General features: G+C 44.5%; 14 protein-coding genes. 10 read left to right on the top strand and 4 right to left on the bottom strand.

Annotated features, from left to right (window positions below; translation table 11 throughout):
* Positions 1 to 253: 253 nt before the first annotated feature.
* A complete protein-coding gene (gene pflB, locus G3R49_RS18050; protein WP_130602391.1) occupies positions 254 to 2,536 on the top strand; it encodes a formate C-acetyltransferase in 2,283 nt (760 codons plus the stop codon).
* Positions 2,537 to 2,614: 78 nt separating this feature from the next.
* A complete protein-coding gene (pflA, locus tag G3R49_RS18055) occupies positions 2,615 to 3,352 on the top strand; it encodes a pyruvate formate lyase 1-activating protein (RefSeq protein ID WP_167870594.1) in 738 nt (245 codons plus the stop codon).
* A 40-nt stretch (positions 3,353 to 3,392) separates the two neighbouring features.
* Here pflA and yfbV read toward each other — a convergent pair whose 3' ends face one another.
* Positions 3,393 to 3,836, bottom strand: coding sequence for a terminus macrodomain insulation protein YfbV (yfbV, locus tag G3R49_RS18060; RefSeq protein WP_280954624.1), 444 nt, complete (start codon positions 3,834 to 3,836; stop codon positions 3,393 to 3,395).
* Between the two features lie 185 nt (positions 3,837 to 4,021).
* Here yfbV and ackA point away from each other — a divergent pair, with 185 nt between their 5' ends.
* Both ackA and pta read left to right on the top strand, forming a co-directional pair.
* Positions 4,022 to 5,224 (top strand): acetate kinase, encoded by a 1,203-nt coding sequence (gene ackA / locus G3R49_RS18065; protein ID WP_167870596.1) that lies wholly within the window; start codon positions 4,022 to 4,024, stop codon positions 5,222 to 5,224.
* Between the two features lie 28 nt (positions 5,225 to 5,252).
* Positions 5,253 to 7,400, top strand: a complete 2,148-nt coding sequence (gene pta / locus G3R49_RS18070) for a phosphate acetyltransferase (protein ID WP_167870597.1) — start codon at positions 5,253 to 5,255, stop codon at positions 7,398 to 7,400.
* 732 nt (positions 7,401 to 8,132) lie between these two features.
* Here the strand turns inward: pta and G3R49_RS20340 are convergent.
* On the bottom strand, positions 8,133 to 8,273 hold the full coding sequence (locus tag G3R49_RS20340; protein ID WP_167870598.1) for a CRISPR-associated DxTHG motif protein: 141 nt from the start codon (positions 8,271 to 8,273) through the stop codon (positions 8,133 to 8,135).
* A 15-nt stretch (positions 8,274 to 8,288) separates the two neighbouring features.
* Between G3R49_RS20340 and G3R49_RS20345 the strand changes: the two genes are divergently transcribed.
* Positions 8,289 to 8,492: a hypothetical protein gene (locus G3R49_RS20345; protein ID WP_130602379.1), complete on the top strand. Its 204-nt coding sequence runs from the start codon at positions 8,289 to 8,291 to the stop codon at positions 8,490 to 8,492.
* Positions 8,493 to 8,580: 88 nt separating this feature from the next.
* On the opposite strand, the gene upp is transcribed toward G3R49_RS20345, so the two are convergent.
* Positions 8,581 to 9,207, bottom strand: a complete 627-nt coding sequence (gene upp / locus G3R49_RS18085; protein ID WP_167870599.1) for a uracil phosphoribosyltransferase — start codon at positions 9,205 to 9,207, stop codon at positions 8,581 to 8,583.
* Between the two features lie 240 nt (positions 9,208 to 9,447).
* Between upp and purM the strand changes: the two genes are divergently transcribed.
* Both purM and purN read left to right on the top strand, forming a co-directional pair.
* The gene (gene purM / locus G3R49_RS18090; RefSeq protein ID WP_130602375.1) at positions 9,448 to 10,485 is read left to right on the top strand and encodes a phosphoribosylformylglycinamidine cyclo-ligase; all 1,038 of its coding nucleotides are present in this window, start codon (positions 9,448 to 9,450) and stop codon (positions 10,483 to 10,485) included.
* Position 10,486: 1 nt separating this feature from the next.
* Entirely contained in the window at positions 10,487 to 11,131 is a 645-nt protein-coding gene (gene purN, locus G3R49_RS18095; protein WP_130602373.1) for a phosphoribosylglycinamide formyltransferase, read from the top strand.
* A gap of 272 nt (positions 11,132 to 11,403) precedes the next feature.
* On the opposite strand, the gene cysB is transcribed toward purN, so the two are convergent.
* The gene (gene cysB, locus G3R49_RS18100) at positions 11,404 to 12,378 is read right to left on the bottom strand and encodes an HTH-type transcriptional regulator CysB (RefSeq protein WP_167870600.1); all 975 of its coding nucleotides are present in this window, start codon (positions 12,376 to 12,378) and stop codon (positions 11,404 to 11,406) included.
* Between the two features lie 454 nt (positions 12,379 to 12,832).
* Between cysB and G3R49_RS18105 the strand changes: the two genes are divergently transcribed.
* The 3 genes from G3R49_RS18105 to G3R49_RS18115 all read left to right on the top strand — a co-directional run bounded on the left by G3R49_RS18105 (position 12,833) and on the right by G3R49_RS18115 (position 16,357).
* Positions 12,833 to 13,612 carry a hypothetical protein gene (locus G3R49_RS18105; protein WP_130602369.1) on the top strand — a complete coding sequence of 260 codons (780 nt, stop codon included), beginning with the start codon at positions 12,833 to 12,835 and terminating at the stop codon, positions 13,610 to 13,612.
* A gap of 471 nt (positions 13,613 to 14,083) precedes the next feature.
* A complete protein-coding gene (gene asnB, locus G3R49_RS18110; RefSeq protein WP_167870601.1) occupies positions 14,084 to 15,757 on the top strand; it encodes an asparagine synthase B in 1,674 nt (557 codons plus the stop codon).
* A gap of 105 nt (positions 15,758 to 15,862) precedes the next feature.
* Positions 15,863 to 16,357, top strand: a complete 495-nt coding sequence (locus G3R49_RS18115; protein WP_130602365.1) for a GNAT family N-acetyltransferase — start codon at positions 15,863 to 15,865, stop codon at positions 16,355 to 16,357.
* Positions 16,358 to 16,449 lie beyond the last annotated feature (92 nt).

Raw genomic sequence — 16,449 nt, forward strand, 5'->3', positions numbered from 1 at the left:
GTTTAGTGGAACGCTATGCTAATATCTTTAGGGTAAATTGGTCTTACCAATATTGATAAATAAGAATTTCACTAAGTCGACTCGTACCAATACCGACTTGGAAATAGGTTCAGATACCGCAATAATCATCTATTGTTGTGGGTCAAATATTAGCAGACTAAAGCAATTACCTATAATAAGTATCATCTGGCACTCATGTTATAGATAATGGTCTACAGTCAATTAAGTTTAAATACGATTAAGGTAGCAATCGATGACTAAACAAACAGAAGTATTTGCTAAAGCTTGGGAAGGTTTCGCCGCTGGTGACTGGAAGTCAGAAGTAAACGTTCGTGACTTTATTCAGGCTAACTACACTCCATATGAAGGTGACGAATCTTTCTTAGCCGATGCAACCAACGCCACTACTGCCCTTTGGGACAAAGTAATGGAAGGCATCAAGCAAGAGAACAGCACTCATGCTCCTGTTGATTTCGACACAGACAAAGTTTCTACCATCACTTCTCACGATGCAGGCTACATCAACAAAGATTTAGAAACTATCGTAGGTCTGCAAACTGACGCACCACTTAAGCGTGCTATGCTGCCAAACGGTGGTATCCGTATGGTTGAAGGTTCGTGCAAAGCTTACGATCGCGAACTAGACCAAGACATCAAATACGTATACTCAGAACTACGCAAAACTCATAACCAAGGTGTATTTGATGTATATACACCAGAAATCATGGCTTGCCGTAAATCAGGTGTACTAACAGGTTTACCAGACGCATACGGTCGTGGTCGTATCATTGGTGACTACCGCCGTATCGCGCTATACGGTATTGACTACCTAATGGCTGACAAGTTTGCACAGTTTGGTTCACTGCAAGCCCAGTTCGAAGCGGGTGAAGACTTATCTAACGTTATCCAACTACGTGAAGAAATCGCTGAGCAACACCGCGCTCTTGGCCAAATGAAGCAAATGGCTGCATCATACGGCTACGACATTTCAGGCCCTGCGACCAATGCCCAAGAAGCAATTCAATGGACTTACTTCGGTTACCTAGCTGCTGTTAAGAGTCAAAACGGCGCGGCAATGTCACTTGGCCGAACTTCTAGCTTCCTAGACGTATACGTTGAGCGTGATCTTAAAAACGGTGTGATCACCGAAGAGCAAGCGCAAGAAATGGTTGACCACTTCGTAATGAAGCTACGTATGGTTCGCTTCCTACGTACTCCTGAATATGATGAGTTATTCTCTGGTGACCCTATCTGGGCAACTGAATCTATCGGCGGTATGGGTGTTGACGGTCGTACGCTAGTAACTAAAAACAGCTTCCGTTTCTTACACACACTTTACAACATGGGTCCAAGCCCTGAGCCAAACATCACGGTACTTTGGTCAAACCAACTACCACAGGCGTTCAAAAACTACTGTGCGAAAGTATCGATTGACACCAGTTCAATCCAGTACGAAAACGACGACCTAATGCGTCCAGACTTCGACTCTGACGATTACGCTATCGCGTGTTGTGTAAGCCCTATGGTTGTGGGTAAGCACATGCAGTTCTTTGGTGCGCGCGCTAACCTAGCTAAAACAATGCTATACGCCATCAACGGCGGTATTGATGAAAAGATGAAGAAGCAAATCGCGCCTAAGTCTGACATCATCACTGCTGACGTACTTGAGTTTGACGACGTTATGGGTCGTCTAGACACGCTAATGGATTGGTTAGCAACCCAATACGTGACAGCACTAAACTCAATCCACTACATGCACGACAAGTACTCTTATGAGTCTGCGCTAATGGCACTGCATGATCGTGACGTTCGCCGTACTATGGCATGTGGTATTGCTGGTCTGTCTATCGCTGCTGACTCACTATCTGCTATTAAGTACGCCAAAGTGAAGCCAGTACGTGATGAAGATGGTATTGCAATCGACTTCGAGATCGAAGGTGACTACCCTAAATATGGTAACAACGACCCACGCGTTGATGACATTGCTTGCGACCTAGTTGAACGTTTCATGGCGAAAATCCGTGACCGTAAGATGTACCGCAATGCAGTACCAACTCAGTCTATCTTAACCATTACCTCTAACGTGGTTTACGGTAAGAAGACAGGTAACACGCCAGATGGTCGCCCTGCAGGCGCACCATTTGCTCCAGGTGCAAACCCAATGCACGGCCGTGACGAGTCTGGTGCAATTGCATCACTAACGTCGGTTGCCAAACTACCATTCTCGCACGCTCAAGATGGTATCTCGTACACCTTCTCTATCGTACCTAACGCACTAGGCAAAGATGAAGGCGGTCGCTGCGCAAACCTTGCATCACTGATGGACGGTTACTTCATGAGCAACGAAGCACGTGAAGGTGGTCAGCATTTAAACGTGAACGTGATGAATCGTGAAATGCTAGAAGATGCGGTGGTTAACCCTGAGAAATACCCTCAGCTAACAATTCGCGTATCGGGCTACGCAGTTCGCTTCAACGCACTGACACCTGAGCAGCAACAAGACGTGATCACACGTACTTTCACTAAAGGTTTGTAGTCCTTTAGTCCAGCTGGGCAGCATCAATAGATGCTGCCCAAATTTTTAGCCTTAACGCCTTCAACACAAGGAAGATCCATGACCAAAGGCCGTATTCATTCAATCGAATCATTTGGTACCGTAGATGGGCCTGGTATTCGATTCATCGCCTTCTTGCAAGGGTGTTTGATGCGCTGCCAATATTGCCATAACCGGGACACTTGGGATCTCGATGGCGGTAGAGAGGTCACAGTTGAAGAGCTAATGACACAAATTCTGTCTTACAAGCCATTTTTAGTTGCCGGTAACGGCGGCGTAACGGCTAGTGGTGGCGAAGCGATTTTACAAGCTGAGTTTGTCCACGCACTGTTTAAGGCGTGTAAACAAAATGACATTCATACCTGTTTAGATACCAATGGTTTTGTTCGCAAGTACGAACCGATTATTGATGAACTACTCGATCAAACCGATCTAGTGATGCTTGATATCAAGCAGATGAATGACGATACCCATATCGACCTGACCAAAGTGAGCAATCAGCGCACTTTGCAGTTCGCTGAATATTTGGCTAAACGCAACCAAGCAACCTGGATCCGCTATGTGGTCGTCCCAGGGTTTACTGATGATGTTGCCAGTGCAATTAAGTTAGCCGAATTTATCAAGCCAATGACCAACGTAGAAAAAGTAGAGCTACTGCCCTACCACCAATTAGGTGAGCATAAGTGGGCATCATTTGGTGAAGAATACAGCTTAAAAGATGTAAAACCACCGTCAAAGGAAGTGATGGAAACCATTAAAGCCGTGTTTACAGAACGGGGCATCAACGCAGTTTACTAATTAACAATAATCAAAAAACGCGCTAGATGAGACTAAAAAGCTAAAGTTCATCCCAATAGCTTTTGTCTAATCGTTCGAAAGCAAGCTTTAATATATAAGCCATGTCTAAATAACAGGCTTTTGCCGTCAATGGCTGACAATTAACACCCATTGATGACAACTTTTGCGATAACTGGTTACTCCAGTCAAATAAGGTTAACGGCAAAGGATGCTGAGCTCGCCAACCAAGCCAAATGTAACCTTGGATTGGCAAGCTAACAAAAAATAAGCCCATGGCAATAGCCTGTGGCAAGTGTGCCCAACCTAGCACGCCAACCTGCATAACCAGAGTGGCAAGCGCAATAGCGGGCATCACAAACAAAGCTAATCTGGTTGCCTTTATCACGCGGTACTCAGGAAAAAACCAGCTTAATTGTTTCACCATCGGCCACACCTTCATATAGCGGCGGCCTTGGTTGAATAGAGAATACAAATTGACGAGCAAAGCTAAGTAACCAAAACACACAAATCGTGTTTATACCATAGCATAAAGCACGCACGTGCCCCAAACCAAAGGGCCGTAGGTCAATGTTTTAGGCTTAACCCTTGCCTACTGTATGTCAGTGTCATACATGGAAAATGGTTCAGTTAACAAGAATTTAGTTTTTACTTTAATGAAAAGGCGTAACCATGTCAGATAAATTAGTCCTAGTACTTAACTGCGGCAGCTCATCTTTAAAATTTGCCGTGATCGGTGCAGAGTCTGGTGAAGAGCACATCTCAGGTCTTGCTGAGTGTTTCGGTCTTGAAGATTCACGTATTAAGTGGAAGTTCAACGGAGCGAAGAATGAAGCGTCTTTAGGTGCATTCACTGCTCACCGTGAAGCGGTTGAGTTTATTGTTGACAAAATCTTAGCCGAGCAGCCACAGCTTGCCGAACACATCCAGGCAATTGGTCATCGTATCGTGCACGGTGGTGAAAAGTTCACTCGTTCTGTGATCATCACTGATGAAGTGATCAAAGGTATTGAAGATTGTGCTTCACTTGCACCTTTGCATAACCCTGCTCACCTTATCGGTATTCGTGCGGCGATGGCATCATTCCCTGCTCTGCCACAAGTTGCAGTATTTGACACCGCCTTCCACCAAACCATGCCAGAAACAGCTTATATGTATGCCCTGCCATACAAGCTATACCGTGAACACGGTATCCGCCGCTACGGTATGCACGGTACTAGCCATTTATTTGTTAGCCGCGAAGCAGCAAAAGCTCTTAACAAGTCAGTAGAAGACACGAACGTGATCGTTGCTCACTTAGGTAATGGCGCGTCAGTAACAGCTGTAAAAGGCGGTAAGAGTGTTGATACTTCAATGGGCCTAACCCCACTTGAAGGTTTGGTAATGGGTACACGTTGTGGTGACCTTGACCCGTCAATCATCTTCCACCTAGTCAACCAGCTTGGTTACACGCTAGATGAAGTTAACAACCTATTGAACAAGCAATCGGGTCTGCTCGGTATTTCTGAGCTAACCAACGACTGCCGTGGTATCGAAGAAGGCTACGAAGAAGGCCACAAAGGCGCAACCCTTGCACTTGAGATCTTCTGCTATCGTTTAGCTAAGTACATTGCATCTTACTCTGTGCCACTAGGTCGCATTGATGCAGTGGTATTCACTGGCGGTATTGGTGAAAACTCTGACGTTATCCGTGAGAAAGTACTGAACCACCTTGCAATCTTCAACTTCTCTGTTGATGCAGAAAAGAACACAGCTGCACGCTTTGGTAATGAAGGCGTGATAACAACTGACGACAGCACAGTGGCTATGGTTATCCCAACCAATGAAGAGTGGGTAATCGCTGAAGATTCAATCAAATTAATTGCGGCGCAATAAGCGCTGCTAGCTACATACAGAGGATAGTATGTCTCGAAATATTATGTTGATCCCAATTGGCGTAGGTGTCGGTCTAACCTCGCTAAGCTTGGGTATGGTTCGCGCCTTGGAGCGCAAAGGTGTTAAGGTTCGCTTCTTTAAGCCAATTGCACAAATTCGCGCTGGCGATAGTGGCCCTGAACGCTCAACCACTATCTTGACTAAATCTCCAACGGTGAACCCACTTGAACCGTTTTCTATGGAGCATGCTCAAGACTTAATCCGCTCAGAGCAAACTGATGTATTGCTTGAGCAAATTATTGCTCGTGTTGCTGAGTCAACTTCAGAAACTGAAACCATCGTTATCGAAGGTTTAGTGCCAACACGTAGCCATCCATTTGCTGATGACATCAACTATGAAATTGCCAAAGCACTTGATGCCGATGTGATTTTCATCGCGACTCCAGGCAATGATAGTGCTGATAGCCTAATGAATCGCCTTGAGATTGCACAAAATGCATGGGGTGGTGGCAAGAACAAACGCCTAATGGGCGCCATTATCAACAAAATTGGTGCACCCGTTGATGAAGAAGGTCGTGCTCGTCCAGACTTATCTGAAGTGTTTGATCGCAGCGCACCGCAAATCAACACAGCTGATATGTTCCAGTTGCCAGGCAAGAGCCCTATTCGCATTTTAGGTAGTGTACCGTTTAACACCGACCTGATTTCGCCGCGTGCTTCAGATTTAGCCAAGCACCTTAACGCTAAAATCATCAATGCAGGTGACATGAACACCCGCCGCATGCGCCGTGTAACCTTCTGTGCTCGTAGTATCCGCAACATGGTGTCGCACATTAAAGCTGACTCGCTACTAGTGACCTCCGGCGATCGTTCAGACGTGATTGTATCTGCGTGTCTAGCGGCAATGAACGGCGTGAAAATTGGCGCACTATTACTTACAGGTGGCTATGAGCCAGAGCCTGAAGTAATGAGCCTTTGTGAACAAGCTTTTGAAACTGGTTTACCGGTATTCTTGATTGAGTCGAATACATGGCAGACATCGCTTAATATCCAGCGTTTTGACCATGAAGTGCCAGTTGACGATGCGGTACGTGTTGAGAAAGTACAAGAGTTTGTCGCCAGTCATATCGACCAAAGCTGGGTTGAGTCTGTTACTCAAGATTCACCACGCGAGCACTTACTATCGCCACCAGCATTCCGTTATAAATTGACTGAGCTTGCTCGCGCTGCGCGTAAGAAAATTGTACTACCTGAAGGTGAAGAGCCTCGTACAATTAAAGCGGCTTCAATCTGCGCTGAGCGCGGTATTGCCCGCTGTGTGCTGTTAGGTAACCGCGAAGAAATTCTACGTATCGCTGCGCAGCAAGAAATCACGCTTGGTGATGGCATTGAAATCATTGAGCCACAAGGTGCACGTGATAACTATGTTGAACCTATGCTGGATTTACGCCGCCATAAAGGTCTAACTGAAGTAGTTGCTCAAGAGCAGCTAGAAGACAACATGGTACTTGGTACCATGATGCTGGCGCAAAACGAAGTCGACGGTATTGTATCTGGTGCGGTTAACACCACAGCCAACACCATTCGTCCGCCACTACAGTTAATTAAAACCGCACCAGGCTCTAGCCTTGTATCATCAATCTTCTTTATGTTGATGCCTGATCAAGTACTCGTTTACGGTGACTGCGCGATTAACCCTGATCCAAACGCTGAGCAATTAGCTGATATCGCGATTCAATCAGCTGAGTCTGCTGCGGCATTTGGTATTGAGCCACGTGTAGCGATGATCAGCTACTCAACAGGAACATCTGGCACAGGTTCTGACGTAGATAAAGTACGTGAAGCAACACGTATTGCTAAAGAGAAGCGCCCAGATCTTGTGATTGACGGTCCACTGCAATACGACGCCGCTGTTATGCCAAACGTTGCTCGCTCAAAAGCGCCAAACAGCCCAGTAGCGGGTAAAGCAACCGTATTCGTATTCCCAGATCTCAATACAGGTAACACGACTTACAAGGCGGTTCAACGTAGTGCTGACCTAATTAGTATCGGCCCTATGCTGCAAGGTATGCGTAAACCGGTTAACGACTTATCTCGTGGTGCACTAGTAGATGATATCGTATACACCATCGCACTAACGGCTATCCAGGCAGCACAAGCCGAGCAGAATAGCTAACGTTCGGTAATTAGCGAGCCACTGCTAGCTAAAAGTCATTTAAAAGCACCTCTTCAAGAGGTGCTTTTTTATGGGCGGTCTTGTTCTGAAATGCGTTCCCCGCATTAATATAAGCTCGCTACTAACTAGCAGTGTTTGATCATAGCTAGACAAGGCTAGTTACTAATGTGGATAAACAAACAGATTATTGGTGCTGACTGACTTAGAGCTCGAAATAGCAGTAAAAAGCGCAGCTTTTACCAACAAAACAACAGCAGTAATTGGTGAATTAAGCGACAGGAAATAAAGGTGGTAAAAAATAACCAAAGGATAATTAAGTTTAATTTCATAAACTTAAGGTTAAAATCAAGATTCGTTAACACACTTGTCCACAGATTTTGTGGATAACATAGGGACGAATGAAGCCCGCTACTAAAATGCAGCTATTGAGTTAGTTATGACATCCACCATGCTGGCAGTCAAGCTTAAAACAAACTCAGTTACAAATGGACACGGATAAGTCTATGCAGCTTGGTTGCTATCGCACTACTCCCTCTCTTTAAATGATAAACAGTTGTTAAATAACAGCTAAACAGTAATACTAACGATAAAATTAACTAACCCAATGTGCTGAGTACTTTTGGGTTAACCAGAGCTATCTCTATGTTTAAAAGATTATTATCGTCAGTTTGTTTTCTAGGTTTACTGCTCATTTCTGCCTGTGGACAGCCGGATGAAAGCGGCACTAAAGCCCTAACTCCGGAGGAAGTCTCTCTTGGTTTCTTTAACGCTATCTATGTCGAGCGTGATGTATCTAAAGCTGTGCGATATGTCGATAACGACCTTAAAGAAGTCATTGAGCACTACCACATTGCTTCTGCGGTGCAGCGTCACGTGTTAGGGCTATCGATGACTGACGTCACTATGTCTATTGACGAAATTGATATCGACTTCTTCCGTAAATTTACTGATGACGTGACGGTAATTGTCAAGATGGAAGGCTTGAGAGGCGGCAGAGATTGGGTTGACGACAGAACTATCAGATTGGTCAAACGTGGTAAAAGCTGGATTATCGTCGAGATATTGCCTGAAAAAGGCAGAATAGAACAATAGCCAAATGGTTAATGTTAGAGTTGATCAAAAATAAAATAAGGGAGCATATGCTCCCTTATTTTTTGATGAACAAAGCCGCAGCTAGATGTTATTTGGTACCAAAAATTTTATCACCAGCATCACCTAAGCCAGGCAGGATATAACCATTTTCGTTTAAGCACTCATCTATTGATGCAGTATAAAGCTCAACATCTGGGTGAGCCTCTTCAAGCGCTTTAACACCTTCTGGCGCTGCAACTAAAATAAGCGCTTTGATTGACTTGCAGCCGCGGCTTTTTAGCAAATCAATAGTAGCGATTAATGAGCCGCCGGTAGCTAACATAGGGTCAACCACAATCGCCACACGCTCTTCAACATTGCTCACTAGCTTATCGAAGTAAGGCACTGGCTCTAACGTTTCTTCATCACGATAAATGCCCACAACCGAAATCTTGGCGCTCGGGATGTGCTCAAGTACGCCGTCCATCATGCCAAGACCTGCACGTAAAATTGGCACCACGGTTACCTTTTTACCTTTAATCTTTTCAACTTCAATTGGGCCATTCCAACCGTCGATGGTCACTTTCTCAGTTTCAAAATCTGCAGTCGCTTCATAAGTTAATAAGCTACCAACTTCTGTAGCTAATTCTCTAAAGCGTTTGGTGCTGATGTCTGCTTCACGCATTAATCCAACTTTATGACGAATTAATGGGTGTTTAACTTCAACAACTTTCATCCTGATCTCCTCAGTCGTTACAACAATGGCCTAATGGCACAAATGGTAGTCTATTTATCCCATATATAAAACATAAAGTTTCGCTATTACAGTGAATCGTGAGCCATCGCAAGCTAAATCAAGCAAATGAACGTTTTATTGCGCGGATAAGTACAATTCTGGCTTTCGAGCTGTATCACAAACTGATAGAATACCGCCGCATAAAAATCCCATAGAACGATGTACCCGAGAGGATCCTCCGTGAGCACCCCTACCCCACTAAGTTATAAAGATGCTGGTGTTGATATCGACGCTGGTAACAAGTTAGTTGATAACATCAAGTCTGCAGTTAAGCGTACCCACCGCCCAGAAGTTATGGGTAACCTAGGTGGTTTTGGCGCTCTTTGCGAACTACCAACTAAATACAAGCAACCTGTATTAGTATCTGGTACTGACGGTGTTGGTACTAAGCTGCGTCTAGCGATTGACTACCAAAAGCATGACTCTGTTGGTATCGACCTAGTTGCTATGTGTGTCAACGACTTAATCGTTGCTGGTGCTGAGCCACTATTCTTCTTGGACTATTACGCAACTGGTAAACTTGATGTTGATACTGCGACTTCTGTCGTTAACGGTATTGCTGAAGGTTGTCACCAATCAGGCTGCGCGCTAATCGGTGGTGAAACTGCTGAAATGCCAGGCATGTACGAAGGCGAAGATTACGATCTAGCTGGTTTCTGCGTTGGTGTTGCTGAAAAAGAAGAATTAATCGACGGCAGCAAAGTTAAAGCTGGCGATGCGCTAATTGCGCTAGGTTCTTCAGGCCCACACTCAAATGGTTACTCGCTTATCCGCAAAGTGTTAGAGGTGAGCAAAGCTGACCCACAACAAGACTTAGCAGGTAAGCCGCTAATCGACCACCTACTTGAGCCAACAAAAATCTACGTTAAGTCACTACTTAAACTACTTGAGCAGGCTGACGTGCACGCAATGGCGCATATCACAGGTGGCGGCTTCTGGGAAAATATCCCACGCGTACTGCCTGAAGATGCAAAAGCTGTTGTTAAAGGAGACTCGTGGACATGGCCAGTAGTATTTGACTGGTTAAAAGACAACGGTAACATCGAGCAGTTTGAAATGTACCGTACATTTAACTGTGGTGTCGGTATGATTATCGCGCTACCTGCGCAGCAGGTTGAATCTGCACTTGAGCTATTAAAAGCTGAAGGTGAAAACGCTTGGTTAATCGGTGACATTGCTGCGCGCAATGGCGACGAAGAGCAAGTGGAGATCATCTAACATGTCACACCGCTGTCGTGTCGTTGTGCTTATTTCAGGTAATGGCTCTAATCTTCAAGCCATTATTGATGGATGTGATGACACCTTAACCGCTGATGTGGTGGGTGTGATCAGTAATAAACCTGACGCTTATGGATTAGTTAGAGCGCATCATAGTGAAATCGACACCAGCTGTGTGATTGCTCATTCTGATGAGACCCGTGAACAGTACGATGCCCGCCTGCTTGAGGCAATCAACAAGTATCAACCCGATCTTGTAGTGCTAGCAGGTTTTATGCGCATTCTATCTGACGGCTTTGTTGAGCAATTCACGGGTAAGATGCTAAATATCCACCCTTCTTTATTGCCTAAGTATCCTGGATTGCACACCCACCAGCGTGCAATCGATGCCGGTGATAGCGAGCATGGCGCTAGCGTGCACTTTGTTACCCCTGAGCTAGACTCAGGCCCTGTGGTACTACAAGCAAAAGTACCGGTTTACCCAGGTGATGATGTAGCAACGCTATCTGAGCGTGTACACGAACAAGAGCACGCTATTTACCCTATGGTCGTCAAATGGTTTAGTCAGCAACGCCTGGTGATGAAAGACGGTAAGGCTTATCTAGACAATGAGCTTATTGGTGAACAAGGCTACGCTGCTGACTAGCAAGCTTCAAAGCAGCAACTTTACCAAATAAAAAAATCTCGCCGCGGCGAGATTTTTTATTTTTTAGCCCTAAAGCTAACTTATACCAATTGGGATAAATAAGTGATCAGAGGTTACGCAGGAAAAATCGTTTAGAACAAGGCAGAAATTGCAGCTAGCTAGTTGTTCTAACTACAAAATTTCTAACGAAGTTATAAGCGATTTTAACCAGTGAGAATGATCACATTCTTGTGCTAATTGGTATTAAGCATACTTGAAGCGACACGAATGAATTAACGCACAGGTAGATCGATATCTTCAAACATTTGGTCAATCAGTTGTTGATCGCGTAAAGCCACTGCTTTCTCAACCACTTCACGAGTAAGGTGCGGCGCAAAGTGATACATGAAGTCATACATGTAACTACGCAAGAAGCTGCCACGCCTAAAACCAATCTTAGTGGTGCTATGACCAAACAAATGGCTGGCATCTATGGTCACTAAATCGCTATCTGCAACAGGATCAACTGCCATGGTTGCAATCACACCAACCCCTAACCCTAACCTGACGTAAGTTTTCAAAACATCGGCACTGGTCGCACTAAATACCACTCTCGGGTCAAGATTAGCTCGGTTAAAGGCTTTCTCAATCTCTGAGGCTTTATCAAAGCCAAATACATAAGTCACCAAAGGATGATGAGCTAAATCTTCAATCGTTAGCGAAGTGCGTTTCGCAAGGGGGTGATCTTTGGTCACCACAATTGAGCGATTCCAGTGATAACAAGGCAGCATAATCAAATCGCTGTATAGGTGCATAGCTTCTGTGGCAATAGCAAAATCAGCATCGCCTCGGGCAGCCTGCTCACTAATTTGCGAAGGTGTCCCCTGATGCATATGTAGGTTCACCTTAGGGTAACGCTTAATAAAATCTTTAATGATAGGTGGCAGCGCATACCTTGCTTGAGTATCGGTGGTGGCAATATTTAACTCACCTTTATCCGGCTGAGTATATTCTTCTGACACCTTTTTGATACTTTCAACTTTGCCAAGGATGTCGTTAGCAATATCAATCACCTGCTGCCCCGCCGGTGTGACATGGGTTAAGTGCTTACCACTTCGCCCAAATATCTGGATACCTAACTCATCTTCAAGCATGCGAACCTGTTTACTGATCCCAGGTTGCGATGTGTAAAGATTCTCTGCGGTAGCCGACACATTCAAATTGTGCTTTACCACCTCAGCAATATATCTAAGTTGTTGCAGTTTCATACAAACCTCGAAACACCACACATAGGCCAACAGTTTATTTGTTGACCATCTGTAAAGTGAGCTCAATACTAAGTTATGGCGCTCGTGCCAAACCTGCTTATCTATAATCAAAAGTTATAGTATAACTAGTATTAATATGCAATCAGTAATAACGAATGCTGTGTTAATCGGCAATTAAGCCCATGTTGGTCAGTGGAATGTTTACAAGTATTCATATTGAGATCTAAAATCGAAAAATGGCTTATTTTTCAACGACAGCCTTTAACTCTTACGCTAAGATAGTAGTTAATTAAAAATGGTAGTTACACGTAAATGGTAGTTACGCTAAGATAGCAAACTGGCTTTACGTTAGGGATAGCAAAATAATCGCTGTCATTAACAGCCTTAAAAACTAAGTGTCTTTGGATCTCAGTTTACGACTCCTGCTGATATTAATAACAAAACGGAACTCATAATGTCTTTGATCATGGTTTTAGTCCTCATTGGTGCGCTGCTTTTACTCATTATTGGGTTCAGTATTATTCAGCAGCAAAAAGAGCGCGCCGAAGCTGAGCGCCGCCAAGAGATAGCCCGCCAACGTGCCATTATAGATGAAACCGAAGCCGTACTTTCTAATACTGGTATGGTGCCTTGCTCAAGCAATATCATTATGGTGCTGTATAAACGCATTCAAGACGCTTTGGCCCAATCTATCGGTTATGCCACCGGACAAACCAAATCTGACTACGAGCGCCGCCTAAGCGACTTACGTAATCAAATACAAACAATGCAAGCCGCGCCAACGCCAGCTCCTGCTATTGAAAACTTTCGTTTACCAGACAATGACAAGCAAATTCTGGAGCTGGTAAAAACCTTAAAAAAACTCAAAGCGATTCTTAGAGCAGAGCACAATAAAGGCAAAGTTGACCCAACTATTTTTGCAGAAGAAGAGTTACGCATTGATAGTTTACAACTGCGCATTAATGTCGACTCGATGATCACCCGTGCACGTGCAGCGTGCTTTATGAAGCAATACGGTTCAAGTAAGCAAATGGTTACTAAGGCGCTTAACACCTTGCATACTATTAAAGCCCAAACCCCGAATGATCCCTTTATTGCTAAAAAAGTGGATGAGGCCAAACAGTTACTTGATGAAATCATGGGCGCACAAAAGCACTCACAGCCAGAAGCACCTAAACCGAAGAAGGAAGGTGATGATCTGGATATGCTGTTTCAACCTAAGAAGAAGTGGTAAACAACCCTTCCCAACAGATTTTCTTTATACATTAAAACCGCTAAGGCGGTTTTTTTGTGTCCTGTCGAAACTGCCCATCAACAGTAACTAGATCGCTTCACTCTCTGAAGCGAGTTATCGCAATTTGTAAAACTCGTTTTGTTCTCCCCCATATGACTATTTAATAAAAGCAACACGAGCAGCAAACAAGGTCACGTAACTGGTAACAACGCTCCAACATTGATAATTATTTTATAGATGACTAAATTCATCGACAGCCATTAGCTAATCACCAAGGAACAGCTACCCACGCATACCAAAATTATAGATCCACTAAATATTTAGTAAGAGTTTTGTTCATTCCGCAATTATCAGCACCAAATAACACAAGGATCGCCACCAAATTACTCCAAAAACTAACAATCCCAGTTTGACGATATATTCCGATGCTGCCAAAGTAGCGCCATCAAGTTATTGTTTTCGGAGTTTCCCATGTGTTCTATTTTCGCCATTTTAGATATTCAAACCGATGCAAGTGAGTTACGTCAGACTGCACTTGAGATGTCAAAACTACTGCGTCACCGTGGCCCTGACTGGTCTGGTATTTATACTGATACTCACGCCATTCTGGCTCATGAGCGTCTAGCGATTGTTGATGTTGACCACGGCGCACAGCCACTATTTAGCGAAGATGGAAACCTAGTACTTGCGGTTAACGGTGAGATCTATAACCACCAGCAACTCAAAGCTCAACTTGGGGATAAGTACAGCTATAAGACCCAATCTGACTGCGAAGTCATTCTGGCGCTGTATCAGGAATACGGCTGCGAGTTCCTCGACATGCTCAACGGTATCTTTGCATTTGTACTTTACGACAAAGCCAAGCGACAATACCTGATTGGCCGCGACCACATGGGGATTATTCCTATGTACACAGGTTTCGATGCACAAGGTAACTTATATGTTGCCTCAGAAATGAAAGCCCTAATGCCGGTCTGTAAAACTGTTGAAGAATTCAAACCTGGCCACTACCTAAGCTCACAAGATGAAGCGCCAGTTCATTACTATGTGCGCGATTGGCAATCGTTTGACGCTGTAAAAGACAACGCTGCAAGCGTCGAAGAGTTGCGTGACGCGCTAGAAGCTGCCGTTAAACGCCAGCTGATGTCTGATGTACCATATGGTGTTTTACTCTCGGGCGGATTGGATTCATCAGTGGTGTCAGCCATTACTCAAACCTTCGCTAAACGCCGCATTGAAGATGATGGCGAGACAGGCGCATGGTGGCCACAACTGCACTCTTTTGCTGTAGGTTTAAAAGAATCTCCCGACTTAAAAGCAGCACAAAAAGTCGCTGATGACATAGGCACGATTCATCACGAAATCACTTTCACCTTCCAAGAAGGGCTAGATGCTGTTAAAGAAGTGATCTATCACCTAGAAACTTACGATGTGACGACGATCCGCGCCGCAACGCCTATGTACTTAATGGCACGCAAGATCAAAGCGATGGGCATTAAAATGGTGTTATCGGGCGAAGGAGCAGATGAATTATTTGGTGGTTACCTTTACTTTCACAAAGCACCTAATGCACAGGCATTCCATGAAGAACTGGTACGTAAACTGGATAAACTGCATTTATTTGACTGCTTGCGCGCCAATAAAGCGATGGCGGCATGGGGATTAGAAGCTCGAGTTCCTTTCTTAGACAAAGAGTTTATGGACGTGGCTATGCGCATCAACCCAGAAGCGAAAATGTCAAAAGATGGCCGTATTGAAAAACACATCTTGCGTGAAGCGTTCGAGCACAAGCTTCCAAAAGAAGTGGCTTGGAGACAAAAAGAGCAGTTTAGCGATGGCGTAGGCTACTCGTGGATTGATGGACTTAAAGATCATGCCGCTGAGCAAGTGGATGACTTACAGCTAGCAAACGCAAAGTTCCGCTTCCCTTACAACACGCCTGAATCAAAAGAAGCTTACTTCTATCGCTGCTTCTTTGAAGAGTTTTTCCCACTACCGAGTGCGGCAGAGACAGTGCCAGGGGGCAAAACCGTGGCCTGCTCGACACCAGAGGCACTACTTTGGGATGAGAGCTTACAAGGTATCAACGACCCATCAGGTCGCGCAGTGAAGAACGTTCACGATAGTGCATACGAAAATCTGTAAGCCGCGATAAATTTATCGTTAAACTCCGACGTTAAAACCACCTACAAAGGTGGTTTTTTGTTATGCTTGCGCTCATAAAAACATTATCAAGAGCTTTGCCTTACCATGTCTGAAGTCACCATTTTTCACCTTGAAATGCACAGTGCAGATGCACTAAACCCAAAAAACGATAGCAAAGGGTTAGTCATTGAACCGGCCATCACCAAGCAATATGAATACAACCGCTTTCTCTATGAGTTTGTTGGCAAAGCATGGGAATGGACAGACAAGCTCAATTGGACAGATAAGCAATGGCAAGAATACAGCGAAGCAGATAACCTGCATTTGTATGTTGCCTATTATCAAGGCTCACCAGCAGGCTATTTTGAACTGCAACAACAGGCTGATGGTAATGTCGAGATCATGTATTTTGGTCTTGGTACACGGTTTATTGGTAAAGGTATGGGCGGCTATTTACTCACTCAAGCAATTAAACAAGCCTGGGCGTTACCCGACACCCAAAGAGTTTGGGTACACACCTGCTCTCTCGACCATCCAAGCGCGTTAAAAAACTACCAAGCTCGCGGCTTTACACTGTTTAAAACTGAGCTAGAGAAATAATAAGTGAATCAGAAATAATGGATGCACATGAGAATTAAACTCGAGCTATCACCTTGCAAGGGATTGATACTTCGAGTTTAAGTTCGAGCTTG

The sequence above is a fragment of the Shewanella sp. WXL01 genome (assembly GCF_012263345.1).
Taxonomy (GTDB): Bacteria; Pseudomonadota; Gammaproteobacteria; order Enterobacterales; family Shewanellaceae; genus Shewanella; species Shewanella maritima.